Here is a 15,851-nt window from a genome sequence, read left to right as displayed (position 1 = left end):
GGAAAGCCCACGACCACCCCGCACGGCGCCTCGGGAACCGGCCCGCCTCGGGGCGGCGCCCCGGGGACTGGCGTCACTGGGGCGGGCGTATCGGGGATTGGCGTCTCCGGGACGGGCGTTTCGGGGGCCGGCGTCTCCGGGGCCGGTGTGTCCCGGGGCGGTGGCTCCGGGAACGGTGCTTTCCGGAGCGGCAGTTCGGGTGTCGGCCGGGCCGGGGCGGGGCGGCCTCGCGCCGCCCGGTCCGCCCGGCTCGCCTTCGTGCTGCTGACCGCGCCCATGCTGATCGGGCTCGGCGTCTTCAAGTACGTCGCGATCGGCTGGAGTTTCCTGCTCAGCCTCAGCGACGCCCGGGGCACCATCGCCCTCGGCCACTGGGTCGGACTCGACAACTACCGCACCCTCCTGGCCGACCCGGCGTTCCGCGACTCGCTGCTCCAGATCCTGCTGTTCACCGCCTTCATCGTGCCGGTCACCTTCGCCGCCTCCCTCGGACTCGCCCTGCTGGTCCACCGGATCCGGCGCGGCCGCGCCCTGCTGCGCACGACCTTCCTCGTCCCGGCGGCCGTCTCGTACGTCGCCGCCTCCCTGCTGTGGAAGATGTGCCTGTTCAACGGCCTCCCGGCAGGCGTCGCCAATACGATCGGCGGATGGTTCGGAGCGGAGCCCGTCGCCTGGCTGCAGAGCGGCTCGCCCCCGCTGTACTGGATCGTGCTCGTGTCCCTGCGCCTGTGGCTCCAGGTCGGCTTCTACATGGTGCTCTTCCTCGCCGGACTGCAGGCCATCCCCAGGGAGGTCCACGAGGCCGCCGCCCTCGACGGGGCCACCGGCCGTCGCCTGCTGACCAGGATCACCCTGCCGATGCTGCGCAACACCTCCGTCGCCGTGCTCATGCTGCTCCTCATCGCCGCCTTCCAGGCCTTCGACGAGTTCTACAACCTGTTCAACAGCGGGCTGTCGGGCACCGGAACCGCCCCGGTGCAGACTCCGCTGGTCCACCTCTACAACATCGCCATGGGCAGCCAGAACTACGGTCTCGGCTCGGCGGGCGCCTTCGTCCTGACCGCCCTCATCGTCGGAGTGACCCTGATCCAGGGCCGGTTCACCGGTTTCGGCAGGAGCGGAGAGTGAGAAGCAAGTGATCACCTTCCCCGGACCCACCCGAACCGCCCGCCTGCTGGCCCGCGGTCTGCTCGTCGGCCTGCTCACCGCGGCGTTCCTCGCGCCCTTCTACCTGATGCTCCGCAACTCCCTCATGGACTCCCGGAGCCTGACGGCGCCGGACTGGACGTGGTGGCCCCGGACGATGCACTTCGAGAACTTCACCGCCCTGTTCTCCGACCCCACCGTCTCCATGGGCCGCGCCCTCGGCAACTCGGCCCTGATCGCCGCCGTGACCGCGCCGCTCTCCACGCTGCTGGCATCCGCCGCCGGCTACGCCCTCGCCCGGATCCCGGTCCGGGGGCGCGGGGTGCTCCTCGCCCTGGTGGTGGCCACGCTGATGATCCCGAGCTCGGTCACCTTCGTACCGACCTTCGTCGTCGTCGGTTCGATGGGCGGGGTCAACACCCTCTGGGGCATCATCGCGCCGGGCCTCTTCAACCCCTTCGCCGTGCTGCTGTTCCGCAACTTCTACCTCCAGTTCCCGAGCGAGATCGAAGAGGCGGGACGGCTCGACGGCCTCGGCTGGCTCGGCCTGTACGGCCGGATCGCCCTGCCCAGCTCCGGCGCGATGCTGGCGTCGCTCGGCGCGCTGTCCTTCATCGAGAGCTGGAACTCCTTCCTGTGGCCGCTGGTCATCGGCCAGGACCCGACCGCCTGGACCGCGCAGATCGCGCTGTCCACCTTCCTCACCTCGCAGACCATCAACCTGCCCGGCCTCTTCGCCGGCGCCGTCGTCACCATCACGCCCCTGGTCGTCATGTTCCTCGTCGCCCAGCGTTACATCGTCGAGGGCATCGCCACGAGCGGTCTCAAGGGCTGACCCGGACCGGGCCCGGCCTCCCCGTTCTCCCTGTTCTCCCCGGACCTCCCGTCCGGGGCCGCACCACCCCGCTCCCTCACCCCACTCCGTCCGGAGGGAAACCCCATGAGATCCGCAAGGTCACCGAGGTCCGTGACACGAGGACTGCGCACGCTGCTCGCGACCGCGGGGCTGCTCGCCGCCGCCGTGGCCGTTCCCGGGGCGCAGGCCCTCGCCGCGGCCCCGGCGCCGGCCGCCGCGTCCGCCCCCGCCGCCCTGACCGGCGAGCAGCTCGCCGCCTCGTGGCGCGGCCCGCTCTCCACCCGGGGCCGGTACGTCGTCGACGCCGACGGCAACCGCTTCAAACTCAAGTCCGGCAACTGGGCCGGTGCCCAGGGCACGTGGCAGGGCAACGGGGACATCGGCGACGTGGCCAACCACCAGGCGCGGCAGAACTCCCACAACCTCCCGCTCGGCCTGGACCGCAAGCCGATCGCCGAGATCCTGGCCGACTTCCACGCCATGGGCCTCAACAGCATCCGGCTGCCGTTCGCCAACGCGCTGGTCCACGACACGACTGTGGTCCCGGACCCGGCCGTGGCGGCCAACCCGCAGCTCAAGGGCAAGACTCCGCTCCAGGTGTTCGATGCCGTCGTCGCGGCGCTGACCGCCGACGGCTTCGCCGTCATCCTCAACAACCACACCACCAGCTACCGCTTCTGCTGCGGCCTGGACGGCAACGAGCGCTGGAACAGCGGCCAGTCCACACAGGCGTGGATCGACGACTGGGTGTTCCTGGTCCAGCGCTACCGGGCCGACAAGCGGGTCGTCGGCGCCGACCTGCGCAACGAGGTCCGCCGCGACACCTGGAACGACCCCAACTGGGGCTGGGGCAACGACCACGACCTCAACAAGGCCCTGGAAGAGGCCGGCAACAGGATCCTCCAGGCCGACCCCGACATGCTGATCGTCATGGAGGGCATCAACTGGCAGGGCATACCGACCGACCTGACGCCCCACGGCCGGCCGACGCTCACCCCGGTCGCCACCCTCTCCAACACCCTCATCCGCTCCGACAAGCTCGTCTACTCGGCCCACTTCTACGGCTACACCGGCCCGAACCACACCGGCGCCACCGGCACCGGCGAGACCCACGACCCGCGCTACGAGGAGTTCACCCCCGAACAGCTCGCCCAGGTCGTCGACGACCAGGCGCTGTTCGTCACCCGGGCCGGGCAGCACTTCACCGCACCCGTGTGGATCAGTGAGTTCGGCGCCGCCGGCCGAGGCGACGCCGACGCCCGCGAACGCGCCTGGTTCACCAACTTCACCGACATCATGGTGCGGGGCGACACCGACTTCGCCATCTGGCCGCTGGTCGGCTGGAGCGACGCGAACGGAACGCCGAACGACAACTGGGCCATGGTCAACTACCGCGCGGACGGCACACGGCTCGGCGTCATGGACGCCGGCGACTGGCGCGCCACCGACTGGAACAAGCTCGTGGGCGCCTCCGGAAAGACCGGCCAGGTCGCCCCGGCCCCGCGCTGGAACATGCTCAACCTCGACCACGGCGACTACGACGTCTCCGCCACCATGCTGGCGAAGCCGGACTGGTCGCCCGGCAACCGCAAGGGCAACTGCCCCGACACCCAGCGCCTCGTCGGCCTCGGCCGCAGCGACAGCCGCGGCCTGTGCACGGACATCGACGAGCCCGCGAAGGGCAGCGGCGCCTGGACCGTCGTCACCGACGAGCGGTACGTCACCGGGGGAGACTGGGCGGGCGGCTACAACAAGCTCCAGTGCCCGGACCGCACCTTCGCCGTCGGCTACAGCGTGAACGGCAACGCCATGTCCGCGCTGCTCTGCGCCCCGGCCGCGACCGCCCTGCCCACCTCCGGACGCGTGCTCTGGTTCGACCACGGTGACAACCGGCCCGCCACCGGAGGTTCGACCGCCAGCGACTGGGCACCCGGCTACTACAAGGGCCAGTGCGCCGACAACGAGTACCTCGCCGGGGTCGCCTACACCTGGAAGTGGCTGCACTACGGCGTCCCGGACGCCCTGCTCTGCCGCCCGCTCGCCTGATCCCTCCCTCCGCACCCGCACGCACAGCTAGGAGCACCCCGGCATGCCCCGACTGGAGATCGCCGAGGACGGATTCCGCCTCGACGACCGACCGTTCCGCATCCTTTCGGGCGGACTGCACTACTTCCGCGTCCACCCGCAGCAGTGGGCCGACCGGCTCCACAAGGCGCGCCTGCTGGGACTCAACACGGTCGAGACCTACGTCCCCTGGAACCTGCACGCCCCCCGGGCCGGCGAGTTCCGGCTGGACGGAGGTCTCGACCTGCCCCGCTTCCTCGGCCTCGCCGCGGCCGAGGGCCTGCACGTCCTCCTGCGGCCCGGCCCGTACATCTGCGCCGAATGGGAGGGCGGCGGCCTGCCCTCGTGGCTGCTCGCCGAGGAGGGCATCGAGCTCCGCAGCCGCGACCCGCGCTTCCTGGCCGCCGTTGACGCCTATCTCGCCGCCCTCCTCCCACCGCTGAAGCCCTATCTGTCCAGCGCGGGCGGGCCGGTCATCGCGGTGCAGCTGGAGAACGAGTACGGCGCCTTCGGCGAGGACGCCGGCTACCTCGCCGACCTCGCCGGCCTGCTGCACACCCATGGGGTGGACGTCCCGCTGTTCACCTGCGACCAGCCCGGCGACCTCGCCCGCGGCGGCCTGGACGGGGTGCTGCGCACGGTGAACTTCGGCAGCCGTGTCGAAGCCGGCCTCGACGCGCTGCGGCGGCTCCAGCCGGCCGGGCCGCTGATGTGCTCGGAGTTCTGGATCGGCTGGTTCGACCGCTGGGGCGCCGCCCACACCACCCGCGACCCCGCCGACGCCGCCGCCGACCTGGACCGGCTGCTGTCCACCGGGGCCTCCGTCAACATCTACATGCTGCACGGCGGCACCAACTTCGGCTTCACCAACGGAGCCAACGACAAGGGCACCTACCGCCCCACCGTCACCTCCTACGACTACGACGCACTGCTCGACGAGGCCGGCGACCCCACCCCCAAGTACGCGGCCTTCCGCGAGGTCCTCGCCCGCCACGCCCCGGTCCCCGCCGGGCCGGCTCCCGCCCGGGCGCCCAAGATCTCCCCGGCCACCGTCGAACTGGACCACTGCGCGGGCCTGTTCGCGCAGGAGCACCTCTTCGGCGAGACCGTGCGCGCCGGGCGTCCCCTGAGCATGGAACAGCTCGGCCAGTCCTTCGGCTTCGTGCTGTACGAGTCGGACCTGCCGGTCGCCGGCCCGGCCGTGCTGCGGATCGACGAGGTCCGCGACCGCGCCCAGGTGTTCGTCGACGGACAGCCCGTCGGCGTACTGGAGCGCGAGCACCACGAGCACGCCCTCGCCTTCACCGCTCCGAGGCCCGGGGCGCGCCTGGCGGTCCTCGTCGAGAACCAGGGCCGGGTGAACTACGGCCCCGGGATCCACGACCGCAAGGGCCTGCTCGGCCGGGTCACCGTCAACGGCGAGCAGCTCGCGGCGTGGAACAGCCGTCCGCTGCCCCTGGACTCCCTGGAGGGCATCGCCTTCGTCCCCGCCGCACCCCTGACCGGGCCGGCCTTCCACCGCGGCCGCTTCGACATCGACCGGCCCGCCGACGGCCACCTCGCCCTGGACGGCTGGACCAAGGGCCACGCCTGGATCAACGGCTTCCCGCTCGGCCGCTACTGGTCCAGGGGCCCCCAGGCGACCCTGTACGTACCCGCGCCGGTGCTCCGTCCCGGCCGCAACGAGATCACCGTCCTCGAACTCCACGCCACCGCGGCACGCACCGTCGAACTGCGGGACCGGCCCGACCCGGGTCCCACCCAGGACTGAACCACCGGCCCCCCACCCCATCCCCCGGGAGCCTCCTTGCGCACCGCACTCCAGGCCGTCCTCTTCGACATGGACGGGACACTCGTCGACACCGAGCGGCTGTGGCGGCGGGCGGTCGAGGAGGAGGCTCTCGGACTGGGGATCGCGCTCACGGACGCGGACCTGCCCTTCATCCTCGGCCGCGCGATCGCCGACACCGCCGCCCACCTGGCCTCCCGGGCGGCCGCCCGGGTCGATCCGTACCGGCTCGGTGCCTCGCTCCAGCGCCGCTTCACCGGACTCGTCCGCGGGCGGGTCGTTCCCCTGCCCGGGGCCCTGGAGCTCCTCGCCGCGCTGCACGCCGCGGGTGTGCCCACGGCGCTGGTGTCGGCCTCGCCGCGGCCGGTCGTGGACACCGTGCTCGGCGCCCTCGGGCGGCACCGGTTCAGCACGTCCGTGGCCGAGGGCGAGACCCCGCGCACGAAGCCGTACCCCGATCCCTACCGGGCGGCCCTGGCCGCGCTCGGCGCGACCCCGTCCGCCTGTGTGGCCGTGGAGGACACCCCGGCCGGCGTCGCCTCCGCTGAGGCGGCCGGCTGCGCGGTGCTGGCCGCACCCTCCCTCACCGCCATCCCCCCGGCTCCGGGGCGCCACGTCGTGCGCAGCCTCCTGGAAGCGGACCCGGCCCTGCTGCGGCGGCTCGCGGCAGGACTCTGAGGACGGCACGCGGGGACCCTCCGGCGGACGGCCCGCCCGGCTCACGGCTACCGACGAGTTTGACTGAACTTTCAGTCAGTGGGAGGGTGAGGCGCAAGAGGGCGCAGGGCTGGAGCCCCGGCCGACGGGTGCCCGCATGCCTGCCATGGCGGCGCCGCCCCGGCGATGGTCGACTTGATCTGGAGATGCCATGACCGAAGACCGCGGCGAGCGCTCGCTCACCGACCACCTGCTCGGGTTCCTGCCCTCCCGCCGGAGCCTGCTGGGGGCGGCCGGCCTCGCCCTCGGTGCCGGGGCCCTGACGGAGTCCTCCGCCTCGGCTCAGCCCATGCGGGCCGGAGCACACCCCCGGGTGCCGGCCGACGACGTCCCGCACGCCAGGACCTGGATGTCCTGGCCGTCCCGCAAGTCGGTGTGGGGACGGCAGCTGCGCGGCGTCCAGGAGGACATCGCGCTGATCGCGCGCACCGTCGCCGAGTTCGAGCCCGTGGTGATGTGCGTGCCCGACGACTACAGCGCCCGGGAGGCGCGCGGCATGTGCGGCCCGCGGGCCGAGGTGACCACCGCGGTCCCCACCGACGACCTGTGGATGCGCGACATCGCCCCGGTCTTCCGCCGCGACGGCTACGGCGCCCTGGACGCGGTCTGCCTCAACTTCAACGGCTGGGGCAACAAGCAGATCCACACCGACGACGCCCGGGTCGCCGAGCGCGTCGCCCGCCGCCGCGGCCTGCGCCTCACCTACGCCGACCTGGTCGGTGAGGGCGGGGCCGTGGAGTCCGACGGGGACGGCACGGTGATGGCGACCGAGAGCAGTCTGGTCAACAAGAACCGCAACCGGGGCATGAGCCGCGACGAGATCGAGCACGCCGTCCTCGACGCCTACGGCGCGGACAAGATGATCTGGCTGCCCGGAATCAGGGGCAAGGACATCACCGACGACCACGTCGACGTCACCTCGCGGTTCGTCCGCCCCGGCGTGGTGATGGTGCAGCTGCCGCCTGCCGGCCGGAACGACGTGTGGGCGCGCGACGCCCGCGAGCAGTTCTCGATCCTCTCCGCCGCGACCGACGCGCGCGGCCGCACACTCCGGGTGATCCGGGTGGACGGCCCCGACACCGTCCGCTCGAAGAGCCCGGCCTTCGTCGACTCCTACCTGAACTTCGTCCTCGTCAACGGCGGCGTGATCACCGCGCAGTTCGGCGACCGGGCCAAGGACGAGGCCGCCCGGCAGGCGCTGGCCGCGGCCTTCCCCGGCCGCGAGGTCGTGCAGCTGGACGTCGACCGCCTGATGGGCGGCGGCGGTGGCATCCACTGCTCGACCATGCACGAGCCGATGCCCTGACCCTCGTCCCGACAGACCCGGCCGCCCCGCTCCCCCCTCACCCACCGGAGTACCTCGTGCTGAACCCTGCCCTGTCACGCCGCGCCATGATGCGCACCCTCGCGGGCGCGAGCGTGCTCGCCCTCGGCCTGACCGCCTGTACCGAGCCCGACGACCCGGAGCAGGACGGCGCCCGGACCCCCGGGCCGGGCGGGGCGAACGGTCGCCGGCTCGGCGCCGAGTGGGAGAAGCACACCCGTACGTTCATGTCCTGGCCCGCGTCGGAGGACGTCTGGGGCGACCAGCTGGACGACGTGCGCAAGGACATCGCCGGACTCGCCACCGCCATCGGCACGCGCGAGCCGGTGGTGCTCATGGCCCGGCCCGACCAGGAAGAAGCCGCCCAGCAGGCCTGCGGCGACGACGTGGAGGTCATCCCGCTCGCGGTCGACGACCTGTGGGCCCGGGACACGGCACCGGTCTTCGTCGAGGAGGGCGGCAAGGTCAAGGGCGTCGACTTCAACTTCAGCGGCTGGGGCAAGAAGCAGGAGCACGGCAACGACGCCAAGGTCGCCCGGGCGCTGCTGGCGAAGTACGGCCTCGACCGGATCGGGACCCCGATCGTCGCCGAGGGCGGCTCCTTCGAGACCGACGGCCTCGGCACGCTGGTACTCACCGAGAGCTCCGTGGTCAACGCCAACCGCAACCCCGGCATGAGCCGCGACCGGGTCGAGGCGGAGCTGAAGAAGGCCCTCGGCGTGACCAAGGTGATCTGGCTGGCGGGTGTGAAGGGCAAGGACATCACCGACGCGCACGTGGACTGCCTGATGCGCTTCGTCGCGCCCGGCGTCGTACTGCTCGACAAGGCCTTCCCGGGCACCCCGGCCGACGTGTGGTCGCGCTCGGCCGACCAGGCCAAGTCCGTCCTGAAGGACGCAACGGACGCGCGCGGCAAGAAGATCGAGGTCATCGAACTCTCGCAGCCCGACCCCGACCGGATCACCGGCCGCGGCGAGGCCTTCGTCTCCTCGTACATGAACTTCTACATCGGCGGAAAGGGCGTCTACCTGCCCCGGTTCGGCGACGCCCGGGCCGACGACCGCGCCGAGCAGATCATGAAGGAACACTTCCCCGACCGCGAGATCGTCCAGGTGAGGATCGACGCGATCGCCTCGGGCGGCGGCGGTATCCACTGCGCCACCCACGACCAGCCCGCGATCGGCTGACCGGCCCCCTCCGGCCGCAGCCCGGCGGCGATGCCGTCGCCGCCCACCGCGCCGGTCGCCGGAGCCGGGGCCGGCACCTCGCCTCCGAAGAGCCGGCAAATCCGTGGATGGACCCCGGCGGATCACGTACCGTGTGGCTGCACGCCCCGAGACGAACGGAAGGAGGCGAGTGCCGTGCTGTTCACGCCTTTCGCGCGCTCCCCCTTCCGCTGTTCCGGCGTGGTTCGTACGTCCTGACCGGGGAGCGCTCCAAGCAGCCTGCATCCCGGAGGAATTCCATGACCGGTCCGGTCATCCGCGCGCTCTCCGCGAGCGACGCCCATCTGTTCGACGCACTCCCCGACCCTCTGGGCGCCGGTGAGGGCCATCGGCTCACCCGGTTCCGACCCGACTGGAAGCGCGTCGCCCTGCGCGACGGCGAGGTCGTCGCGCGCGGCGCCTGGTGGGGCGGGCCCGACGACCCGCACCCCGTCAACATCAACTGGTTCGACGTCGCCGAGGGCGAGGAGGAGGCGGGCGCCGAGCTCCTGCGCTCCGCCCCGTGGCAGGTCGAACTCGAGATCAACCTGCCCGGCGGCTGGCGGGAGAAGACCGAGCTGCGGGCAGCCGCCGAGGCGCGCTTCGCCGCCGCACGAGCGGCGGGGTACGAGCTCCTGGTGGAACGCTTCCTGTACCGCTGGACCCCGGAGCGGGGCCTGCCCGAGCGGCCCGGACGCCTGCACTTCAGCGAAGAACCCGACGACGCCGTGTTCTTCGACGCGTTGCGCCGCATCCACTCCGCCACCCTGGACGCCCACGCGCTCAGGGCCGTCGAGGAGGGCGGCCTCGACCGGGCCGCCCAGGAGGAGCTCGACTTCTTCCACTGGTGCCCTTCGCCACGGGAGTGGTGGCAGACCGCGTACACGCCGGACGGCGACCTGGCCGGCATCCACATTCCGGCCCACAACCCCTCCGGCCCGATCATCGGCTACATCGGCGTCGTCCCCGAGCAGCGCGGTCGCGGCTACGCCTTCGACCTCCTCGCGGAGTGCACCCACTTCCTCGTCGAGCGGGGCGCGGAGTCCGTGAGCGCGGCGACGGACCGCACCAACCTCCCGATGGCCGCGAACTTCGCCGAGGCCGGCTTCCCCGTCGTGCGTGAACGCATCAACTTCCACCCGGCGGGCCGGGCGGTCTAGCGGCGGCACGCGGTGAGCGGTCCGGGCCGGGGCGGGCCCGGACCCCTCGCTCCGCCGATCAGGTACCCACCGCCGCCAGGCTGATCTGGTCGTTGAAGACCACCCACTTCTGGCCCTTGTCCGCGCCGTCGCACGGCTTCGTGCCGACGTTCGGGGTGCCCCACTCGTTGGCGAGGCAGTACGCCGGGGCGAAGTTCAGGGCGATCTGCTGACCGGACACGTTCCAGTACTGACCCTGGTCGGTCGGGTTGCAGGGCTTGGTGGAGACGCTCTGGGTGCCCCACGCGTTGGCCAGACAGTAGTTGCGGTCGTTGGTGAGGGCGATCTGGTGACCCGAGACCGTCCAGTGCTGGCCGCGGTCCGCGGGGTCGCAGGGCTTCGTGGAGATGTTGGCGGTCCCCCAGGCGTTGGCCAGGCAGTACCGGCCGGGCACGGCGGCCCGGGCGGCACCCGTCGCTCCCGCCTCACCCGCCGGCAGCAGCGAGGCGGTCAGGGCCAGCGAGGCGAGGGCGACGGTCCTGCGGAAGGTGATTCCCATGGTGCGGATTCCGTTCTCGAAGGGGGCTCGGGCACTGTGTGCGTGACCGAAATGAGAGGGGTTATTCGGCGCGGATCCGGGCGCAGGGAAATTGATATCAGCGATCACCGGTCAACCGAAATCAATGCCCGGCCGTTCACCTGAAGTGCGCAGTAACGTGATCGTCCGATGATGCGCGAATGCCTCTCCCACCTCGCCTTATCCCATGTGGAGCGCCGCCGCTCCGACCTGCGCGCACGCTCCCGTTGACGCTCCGTCCGGTGTTGTTCTCATCTGCGGAAACGTTCCTGATTTTCGGTTCTCCGCATTTCTGCGCGGGTGGATCGAAGATATTGCGCCGATTATTCGGGGAATGAACGGTTCGGCACTCCGGGCGTGGCCGAAAAAGCATCGGCTTCGCCGGGGCCGGGGGACGACCGAGAACACGCGGTCACCTCGAAGGGGTTTGACGCCGTGCTCACGGGTTAGCCGCGCAACAGGGCGCGGATCGCGCCCCCGGTCCCCACGGGGCCGACGTTCGGCTGCGGACGGAGTTCGCGAAGATGAAGGTCTCGGACCATCTGCTGGAACGACTGCGACAGTGGGACGTGGAGTACGTCTTCGCGTACCCCGGGGACGGCATCAACGGCCTGCTCGCCGCCTGGAGCCGGGCGGGCGACAGGCCCCGTTTCATCCAGGCCCGCCACGAGGAGATGGCCGCGTTCCAGGCCGTCGGGTACGCGAAGTTCTCCCACCGCACCGGCGTCTGCGCCGCGACCTCCGGCCCCGGCGCGATCCACCTCCTCAACGGCCTGTACGACGCCAAGCTCGACCACGTTCCCGTGGTCGCCGTCGTCGGGCAGACGGACCGCTCCGCGATGGGCGGCGCCTACCAGCAGGAAGTGGACCTGCTCTCCCTCTACAAGGACGTGGCGTCGGACTTCTGCGAAATGGTCACCGTGCCGCAGCAGCTGCCCGGCGTCCTCGACCGGGCCATGCGCGTGGCCGCGGCCCGCCGCACCGTGACGGCGGTCATCATCCCCGCGGACGTCCAGGACCTCGAGTACGAGGCGCCCGGGCACGCGTTCAAGATGGTGCCGTCGAGCCCGGGCATGGGGCGCTTCTCGCCGGTTCCCGCCAACGGGGAGATCGCCCGGTGCGCCGAGGTCCTCAACGCGGGATCCAAGGTGGCCATGCTGATCGGCCAGGGCGCCCGGGGTGCCCGCGCCGAGGTCGAGGAAGTGGCCGAAGTCCTGGGCGCGGGCGTCGCCAAGGCGCTGCTCGGCAAGGACGTGCTGCCCGACACCCTGCCTTACGTCACCGGGTCGATCGGGCTGCTGGGCACCCGGCCCTCGTACGAGCTGATGCGTGACTGCGACACCCTGCTCGTGGTGGGGTCCAGCTTCCCCTACAGCCAGTTCCTGCCCGAGTTCGGCCAGGCGCGCGGGGTGCAGATCGACGTCGATCCGTCCCTCGTCGGTCTGCGCTACCCCTTCGAGGTCAACGTCGTCGGCGACGCGGCGGAGACCCTCAAGCGCCTGATCCCGCTGCTCGAGCGCAAGACCGACCGGAGCTGGCGTGACGCGGTCGAGCAGGGCACCGCGCGCTGGTGGGAGGTGATGGAGCGCAGGGCCGGGGTTCCCGCCGACCCGGTGAATCCCGAGTACGCCGTCCACGCGCTGGACGCGCTGCTGCCGGACGACGCCGTCCTGTGCGCGGACTCCGGGTCCGCCGCGAACTGGTACGCGCGGCACCTGCGGATGCGCGGCTCCATGCGCGGATCGCTCTCCGGGACCCTGGCCACGATGGGTCCGGGCGTCCCGTACGCCATCGGGGCGAAGTTCGCGTTCCCGGAGCGGCCGGCGATCGCGCTCGTCGGCGACGGTGCGATGCAGATGAACGGCCTGGCGGAGCTGATCACGGTGGCCAAGTACTACCGGGAGTGGTCGGATCCGCGTCTGGTCGTCGCCGTGCTCAACAACCATGACCTCAACCAGGTCACCTGGGAGATGCGCGCCATGCAGGGAGTGCCGCAGTTCGAGGAATCGCAGGCGCTGCCCGACGTGCGGTACGCGGACTTCGCCGTGGACATCGGGCTGGCGGGCGAGCGGGTCGAGTCCCCGGAGGGTGTGGAACAGGCCTGGCGCAACGCGCTGGCGGCGGACCGCCCCTACGTCATCGACTTCCGTACCGACCCGGCCGTGCCCCCGATCCCGCCGCACGCCACGTTCGACCAGGCCAAGGCCGCGGCCTCGGCCGTGCTGCACGGGGACAGCGACCGGGGCGCCGTGGTCCGCCAGGGGATCAAGGCGAAGATCCAGGAATTCCTGCCGGGCGGCGGCAAGGGCTCGGAGTGAGCCGGCCCGCTTCGGGAGGACGCCGTGGCGGTCGACGCGATCCGGGCACGCCTGGCGGCCGACCGTGCGGACACGCTCGCGCGCCTGGCCGCGCTCAGCCGCGACTTCGACGGGATCGTGGCGGCGAACGCCCTGATCGCCGTCGACGACGAGCACGATCCGGAAGGTGGCACCACCGCCTTCGAACGGGCCCACGTGGCCGCTCTCATGGCGCAGGCGCGCGAGCACCTGGAAGAACTGGACCGGGCGCTGGAACGACTCGAACAGGGCCGGTACGGGCGCTGCGAAGGCTGCGGCGGGATGATTCCGCCCGAACGCCTGGAGATCCGTCCGGCGGCGACCACCTGTGTCCGCTGCGCCGACGGGTGAAGCTCCGCATCCGTCTCCGTATGCATCCCCGTACGGGCCCTGCGGGATCGCCGACCGCCCCCCGGCACTGAGGGAGGAGGATGCCGGAGGGCGTGGCTGGTACGTACGGGCCGACAGGCCCGGTGCGCCGCACTCGGCGTCTGTCCACTCGGGCGGGTCTCAAACGGGGCGGCCCGTGGCCCCGTCGAGCCGTATCCGGCGCACTGGACGACCACGTGTGGTCAATGAGCGGCTCCGGCCTATCAGTTGGTGCCGGAGCCGGGCCGGCTCGCGCCGGGCAGGCGGACCTGAAGGCTGCCTGCGCCGTCGGTCCGGCTGTCGAACACCGGCTGGGGGGCGGTGGCCGGGCCGCCCACGTTCCAGCCGTCGGAGAGGCGGAAGACGCAGCCGTGCCAGGGGCAGGTCACGTGGCCGTCCGCGATCTCGCCCTGCGAGAGGGGGCCGGAGAAGTGGCTGCACCGGTCCGCGAGGACGTGGAACACCTCGTCGGACTCCCGCACCACCAGCACCGGTACCTCACCGACCATCCGGCGCACCCCCCGGCCGGTGGTGAACTCCTCGACGGGCCCGAGCGTGTGCCAGCCGGGCGCCACCAGACGGGGGACGGACCCGGTCTTGTTCGCACCGGCCGCCTGCCGGTAGGCGAGGTGGCCGCCCAGAGCGGCCCCGGTGCCGACCGCCGCCAGCCCCGCGAAGCCGATGGCCCGCCCCAGCCCGTGGCGGCCCCGCGAGCGCACGGCCCACGACACGCCGTACAGGCCCACCGCGGCGGCGATCGACGCGGCGTGCAGGAGCCCGGTGCGCAGCTGCGGCTCGTGCTGCTCGGCCCAGTCGACCCAGCCCGTCCACGCCGCCGGGGCGGCGGTGACGAGGCCGACCGCGACGAGCCGGCGCGCGGCCCGTTCCGAGCCGGGCACGAGGTCGAGAACGCCCGCGGAGATCCACGCGCCGACCGGAATCTGGACCAGGGCCGGGTGCAGCGGGTGCCCCAGCGGGCGACCGTGCAGCACCCCGCGCATCCGCCCCAGCGGCAGCGCCCGGACCGCGCGCTGCAGCGGCTCGGTGACCGGGTCGAGTTCCTCGGCACCGGCCACGGCGTCGAGGACCTTCAGAGCACGGACGCCGATGCCGTCGCAGTGATCGCCGGCCGGCCGGGCGGCGGTGGTGAGACGGGCGATGAGGGTTCGCATGGGCTCACGCTGCCCGCTTTCGCGCACCGGCGCGGTACGGGCTGAGCCGGACGGACCAGCGGGGCGCCCGACTGGTCCTCCCCGTCACTGCTCCCGCGACGGCCGGCCGGTGACCGACAGGCCGGCCGCCACCCGGCCGGCCGTGTGCCGGACCGCACGGGCGAGGGAGCCGAGGGCGTGCGCGGCACGCTGTTGGATGCTGTGGTCGCGGGCGCGGTCGTCGAAGCGGCCGTGGGCGCCGAAGTCCCGCCCGGCGTCCACCGGCGCGTAGAGGTTGTCGGGCTCCCCAGGGCGGCGGCGGTGGCCGTCCTGCTGCGCGCGGAACCCGGTTCTCGCGAGGTAGCGGTCCAGCAGTCCGGGCGCGACGGCGTTCGCCACCAGGGTCGCGACGGTGCCCGCGCCGACCCAGTACTCGCGCCGCCCGGGATGGTCGGCCGCGTACAGCACGGCCCTGGCGGCGACCTCGGGCTGGTAGATCGGCGGCACGGGCTGGGCCCGCTCGGGCAGGCGGGAGCGGACCCAGTCGAACTGCGGGGTGTTCACGGCAGGCATCTGCACCATCGTGGTCCGCACCCGGGTCCCGGAGGCGAGCAGTTCGCACCGCAGCGCCTCGTTGAAGCCCTGGATGGCGTGCTTGGCGCCGCTGTAGGCGCTCTGCAGCGGAATCCCGCGGTAGGCGATGGCCGAGCCGACCTGGACGACCACCCCCGCGTCGCGGGGCAGCATCCGCTTGAGGGCGGCCCGGGTGGCGTAGACGTAGCCGAGGTAGGTGACTTCCGTGACGCGGTGGAACTCCTCGGGGGTGATCTCGGTGAAGGGGGCGAAGACGGAGGCGAAGGCGTCGTTGACCCACACGTCGACGGGCCCGAGCTCGTCCTCGGCCCGCTGGGCGGCGGCGTCCACGGCTTCGGCGTCCGCGACGTCCGCCTCGATGGCGATGACCTGGGCGGCGCCGGCCCGCTCGGCCTCGCGCACCGCCCCGTCCAGGCCGGAACGCCCGCGGGCGATCAAGGCCAGCCGGTCGCCCCGCCGGGCGAAGGCCACGGCACACGCTCTGCCGATCCCGCCACTGGCTCCGGTGACGACGACACAGCGCGGCGCGGTTCCCACATCGTCCATGCTGCTCGCCTTTCCCTGATGCGGCGCGGCAAACGGAC

At 72.3% G+C, this 15,851-nt stretch carries 13 protein-coding genes; 10 read left to right on the top strand and 3 right to left on the bottom strand.

Annotated elements, in window-relative coordinates:
- Positions 1 to 258 precede the first annotated feature (258 nt).
- The 8 genes from ACZ6Y1_RS03605 to ACZ6Y1_RS03570 all read left to right on the top strand — a co-directional run bounded on the left by ACZ6Y1_RS03605 (position 259) and on the right by ACZ6Y1_RS03570 (position 10,261).
- The gene (locus ACZ6Y1_RS03605) at positions 259 to 1,128 is read left to right on the top strand and encodes a carbohydrate ABC transporter permease (protein ID WP_469622129.1); all 870 of its coding nucleotides are present in this window, start codon (positions 259 to 261) and stop codon (positions 1,126 to 1,128) included.
- 7 nt (positions 1,129 to 1,135) lie between these two features.
- A complete protein-coding gene (locus ACZ6Y1_RS03600; protein WP_469622125.1) occupies positions 1,136 to 1,981 on the top strand; it encodes a carbohydrate ABC transporter permease in 846 nt (281 codons plus the stop codon).
- A 105-nt stretch (positions 1,982 to 2,086) separates the two neighbouring features.
- Positions 2,087 to 4,048 (top strand): glycoside hydrolase family 5 protein, encoded by a 1,962-nt coding sequence (locus ACZ6Y1_RS03595; protein WP_469622122.1) that lies wholly within the window; start codon positions 2,087 to 2,089, stop codon positions 4,046 to 4,048.
- Positions 4,049 to 4,091: 43 nt separating this feature from the next.
- A complete protein-coding gene (locus ACZ6Y1_RS03590) occupies positions 4,092 to 5,837 on the top strand; it encodes a beta-galactosidase (RefSeq protein WP_469622118.1) in 1,746 nt (581 codons plus the stop codon).
- Between the two features lie 36 nt (positions 5,838 to 5,873).
- A complete protein-coding gene (locus ACZ6Y1_RS03585) occupies positions 5,874 to 6,533 on the top strand; it encodes an HAD family hydrolase (RefSeq protein WP_469622115.1) in 660 nt (219 codons plus the stop codon).
- 190 nt (positions 6,534 to 6,723) lie between these two features.
- Positions 6,724 to 7,878: an agmatine deiminase family protein gene (locus ACZ6Y1_RS03580; protein ID WP_469622109.1), complete on the top strand. Its 1,155-nt coding sequence runs from the start codon at positions 6,724 to 6,726 to the stop codon at positions 7,876 to 7,878.
- An 89-nt stretch (positions 7,879 to 7,967) separates the two neighbouring features.
- A complete protein-coding gene (locus ACZ6Y1_RS03575; protein ID WP_469623658.1) occupies positions 7,968 to 9,083 on the top strand; it encodes an agmatine deiminase family protein in 1,116 nt (371 codons plus the stop codon).
- Positions 9,084 to 9,361: 278 nt separating this feature from the next.
- On the top strand, positions 9,362 to 10,261 hold the full coding sequence (locus ACZ6Y1_RS03570; RefSeq protein ID WP_469622107.1) for a GNAT family N-acetyltransferase: 900 nt from the start codon (positions 9,362 to 9,364) through the stop codon (positions 10,259 to 10,261).
- A gap of 58 nt (positions 10,262 to 10,319) precedes the next feature.
- Here the strand turns inward: ACZ6Y1_RS03570 and ACZ6Y1_RS03565 are convergent, their stop codons facing one another.
- The gene (locus tag ACZ6Y1_RS03565; RefSeq protein WP_469622101.1) at positions 10,320 to 10,799 is read right to left on the bottom strand and encodes an RICIN domain-containing protein; all 480 of its coding nucleotides are present in this window, start codon (positions 10,797 to 10,799) and stop codon (positions 10,320 to 10,322) included.
- Positions 10,800 to 11,341: 542 nt separating this feature from the next.
- Here ACZ6Y1_RS03565 and ACZ6Y1_RS03560 point away from each other — a divergent pair.
- Together ACZ6Y1_RS03560 and ACZ6Y1_RS03555 are read left to right on the top strand one after the other, a co-directional pair.
- A complete protein-coding gene (locus tag ACZ6Y1_RS03560; protein ID WP_469622098.1) occupies positions 11,342 to 13,135 on the top strand; it encodes a thiamine pyrophosphate-requiring protein in 1,794 nt (597 codons plus the stop codon).
- A gap of 24 nt (positions 13,136 to 13,159) precedes the next feature.
- A complete protein-coding gene (locus ACZ6Y1_RS03555; RefSeq protein ID WP_469622095.1) occupies positions 13,160 to 13,504 on the top strand; it encodes a TraR/DksA family transcriptional regulator in 345 nt (114 codons plus the stop codon).
- A gap of 242 nt (positions 13,505 to 13,746) precedes the next feature.
- Here ACZ6Y1_RS03555 and ACZ6Y1_RS03550 read toward each other — a convergent pair whose 3' ends face one another.
- Both ACZ6Y1_RS03550 and ACZ6Y1_RS03545 read right to left on the bottom strand, forming a co-directional pair.
- The gene (locus ACZ6Y1_RS03550) at positions 13,747 to 14,694 is read right to left on the bottom strand and encodes a Rieske (2Fe-2S) protein (RefSeq protein WP_469622092.1); all 948 of its coding nucleotides are present in this window, start codon (positions 14,692 to 14,694) and stop codon (positions 13,747 to 13,749) included.
- An 84-nt stretch (positions 14,695 to 14,778) separates the two neighbouring features.
- Positions 14,779 to 15,813: an SDR family oxidoreductase gene (locus tag ACZ6Y1_RS03545; protein ID WP_469622088.1), complete on the bottom strand. Its 1,035-nt coding sequence runs from the start codon at positions 15,811 to 15,813 to the stop codon at positions 14,779 to 14,781.
- Positions 15,814 to 15,851 lie beyond the last annotated feature (38 nt).

The organism is Streptomyces sp. NPDC053432 (assembly GCF_055585365.1).
Note: the sequence above shows the minus strand (reverse complement) of the source record. Positions and strands in the feature narration are given on the sequence as shown.

What these genes read in the sequence shown, in the direction of transcription:
- ACZ6Y1_RS03595 (WP_469622122.1), top strand. Translation starts at nt 2,087, where the DNA reads ATGAGATCCGCAAGGTCACCGAGGTCCGTGACACGAGGACTGCGCACG.
- ACZ6Y1_RS03590 (WP_469622118.1), top strand. Translation starts at nt 4,092, where the DNA reads ATGCCCCGACTGGAGATCGCCGAGGACGGATTCCGCCTCGACGACCGA.
- ACZ6Y1_RS03580 (WP_469622109.1), top strand. Translation starts at nt 6,724, where the DNA reads ATGACCGAAGACCGCGGCGAGCGCTCGCTCACCGACCACCTGCTCGGG.
- ACZ6Y1_RS03575 (WP_469623658.1), top strand. Translation starts at nt 7,968, where the DNA reads ATGCGCACCCTCGCGGGCGCGAGCGTGCTCGCCCTCGGCCTGACCGCC.
- ACZ6Y1_RS03570 (WP_469622107.1), top strand. Translation starts at nt 9,362, where the DNA reads ATGACCGGTCCGGTCATCCGCGCGCTCTCCGCGAGCGACGCCCATCTG.
- ACZ6Y1_RS03565 (WP_469622101.1), bottom strand. Translation starts at nt 10,799, where the DNA reads ATGGGAATCACCTTCCGCAGGACCGTCGCCCTCGCCTCGCTGGCCCTG.
- ACZ6Y1_RS03560 (WP_469622098.1), top strand. Translation starts at nt 11,342, where the DNA reads ATGAAGGTCTCGGACCATCTGCTGGAACGACTGCGACAGTGGGACGTG.
- ACZ6Y1_RS03550 (WP_469622092.1), bottom strand. Translation starts at nt 14,694, where the DNA reads ATGCGAACCCTCATCGCCCGTCTCACCACCGCCGCCCGGCCGGCCGGC.
- ACZ6Y1_RS03545 (WP_469622088.1), bottom strand. Translation starts at nt 15,813, where the DNA reads ATGGACGATGTGGGAACCGCGCCGCGCTGTGTCGTCGTCACCGGAGCC.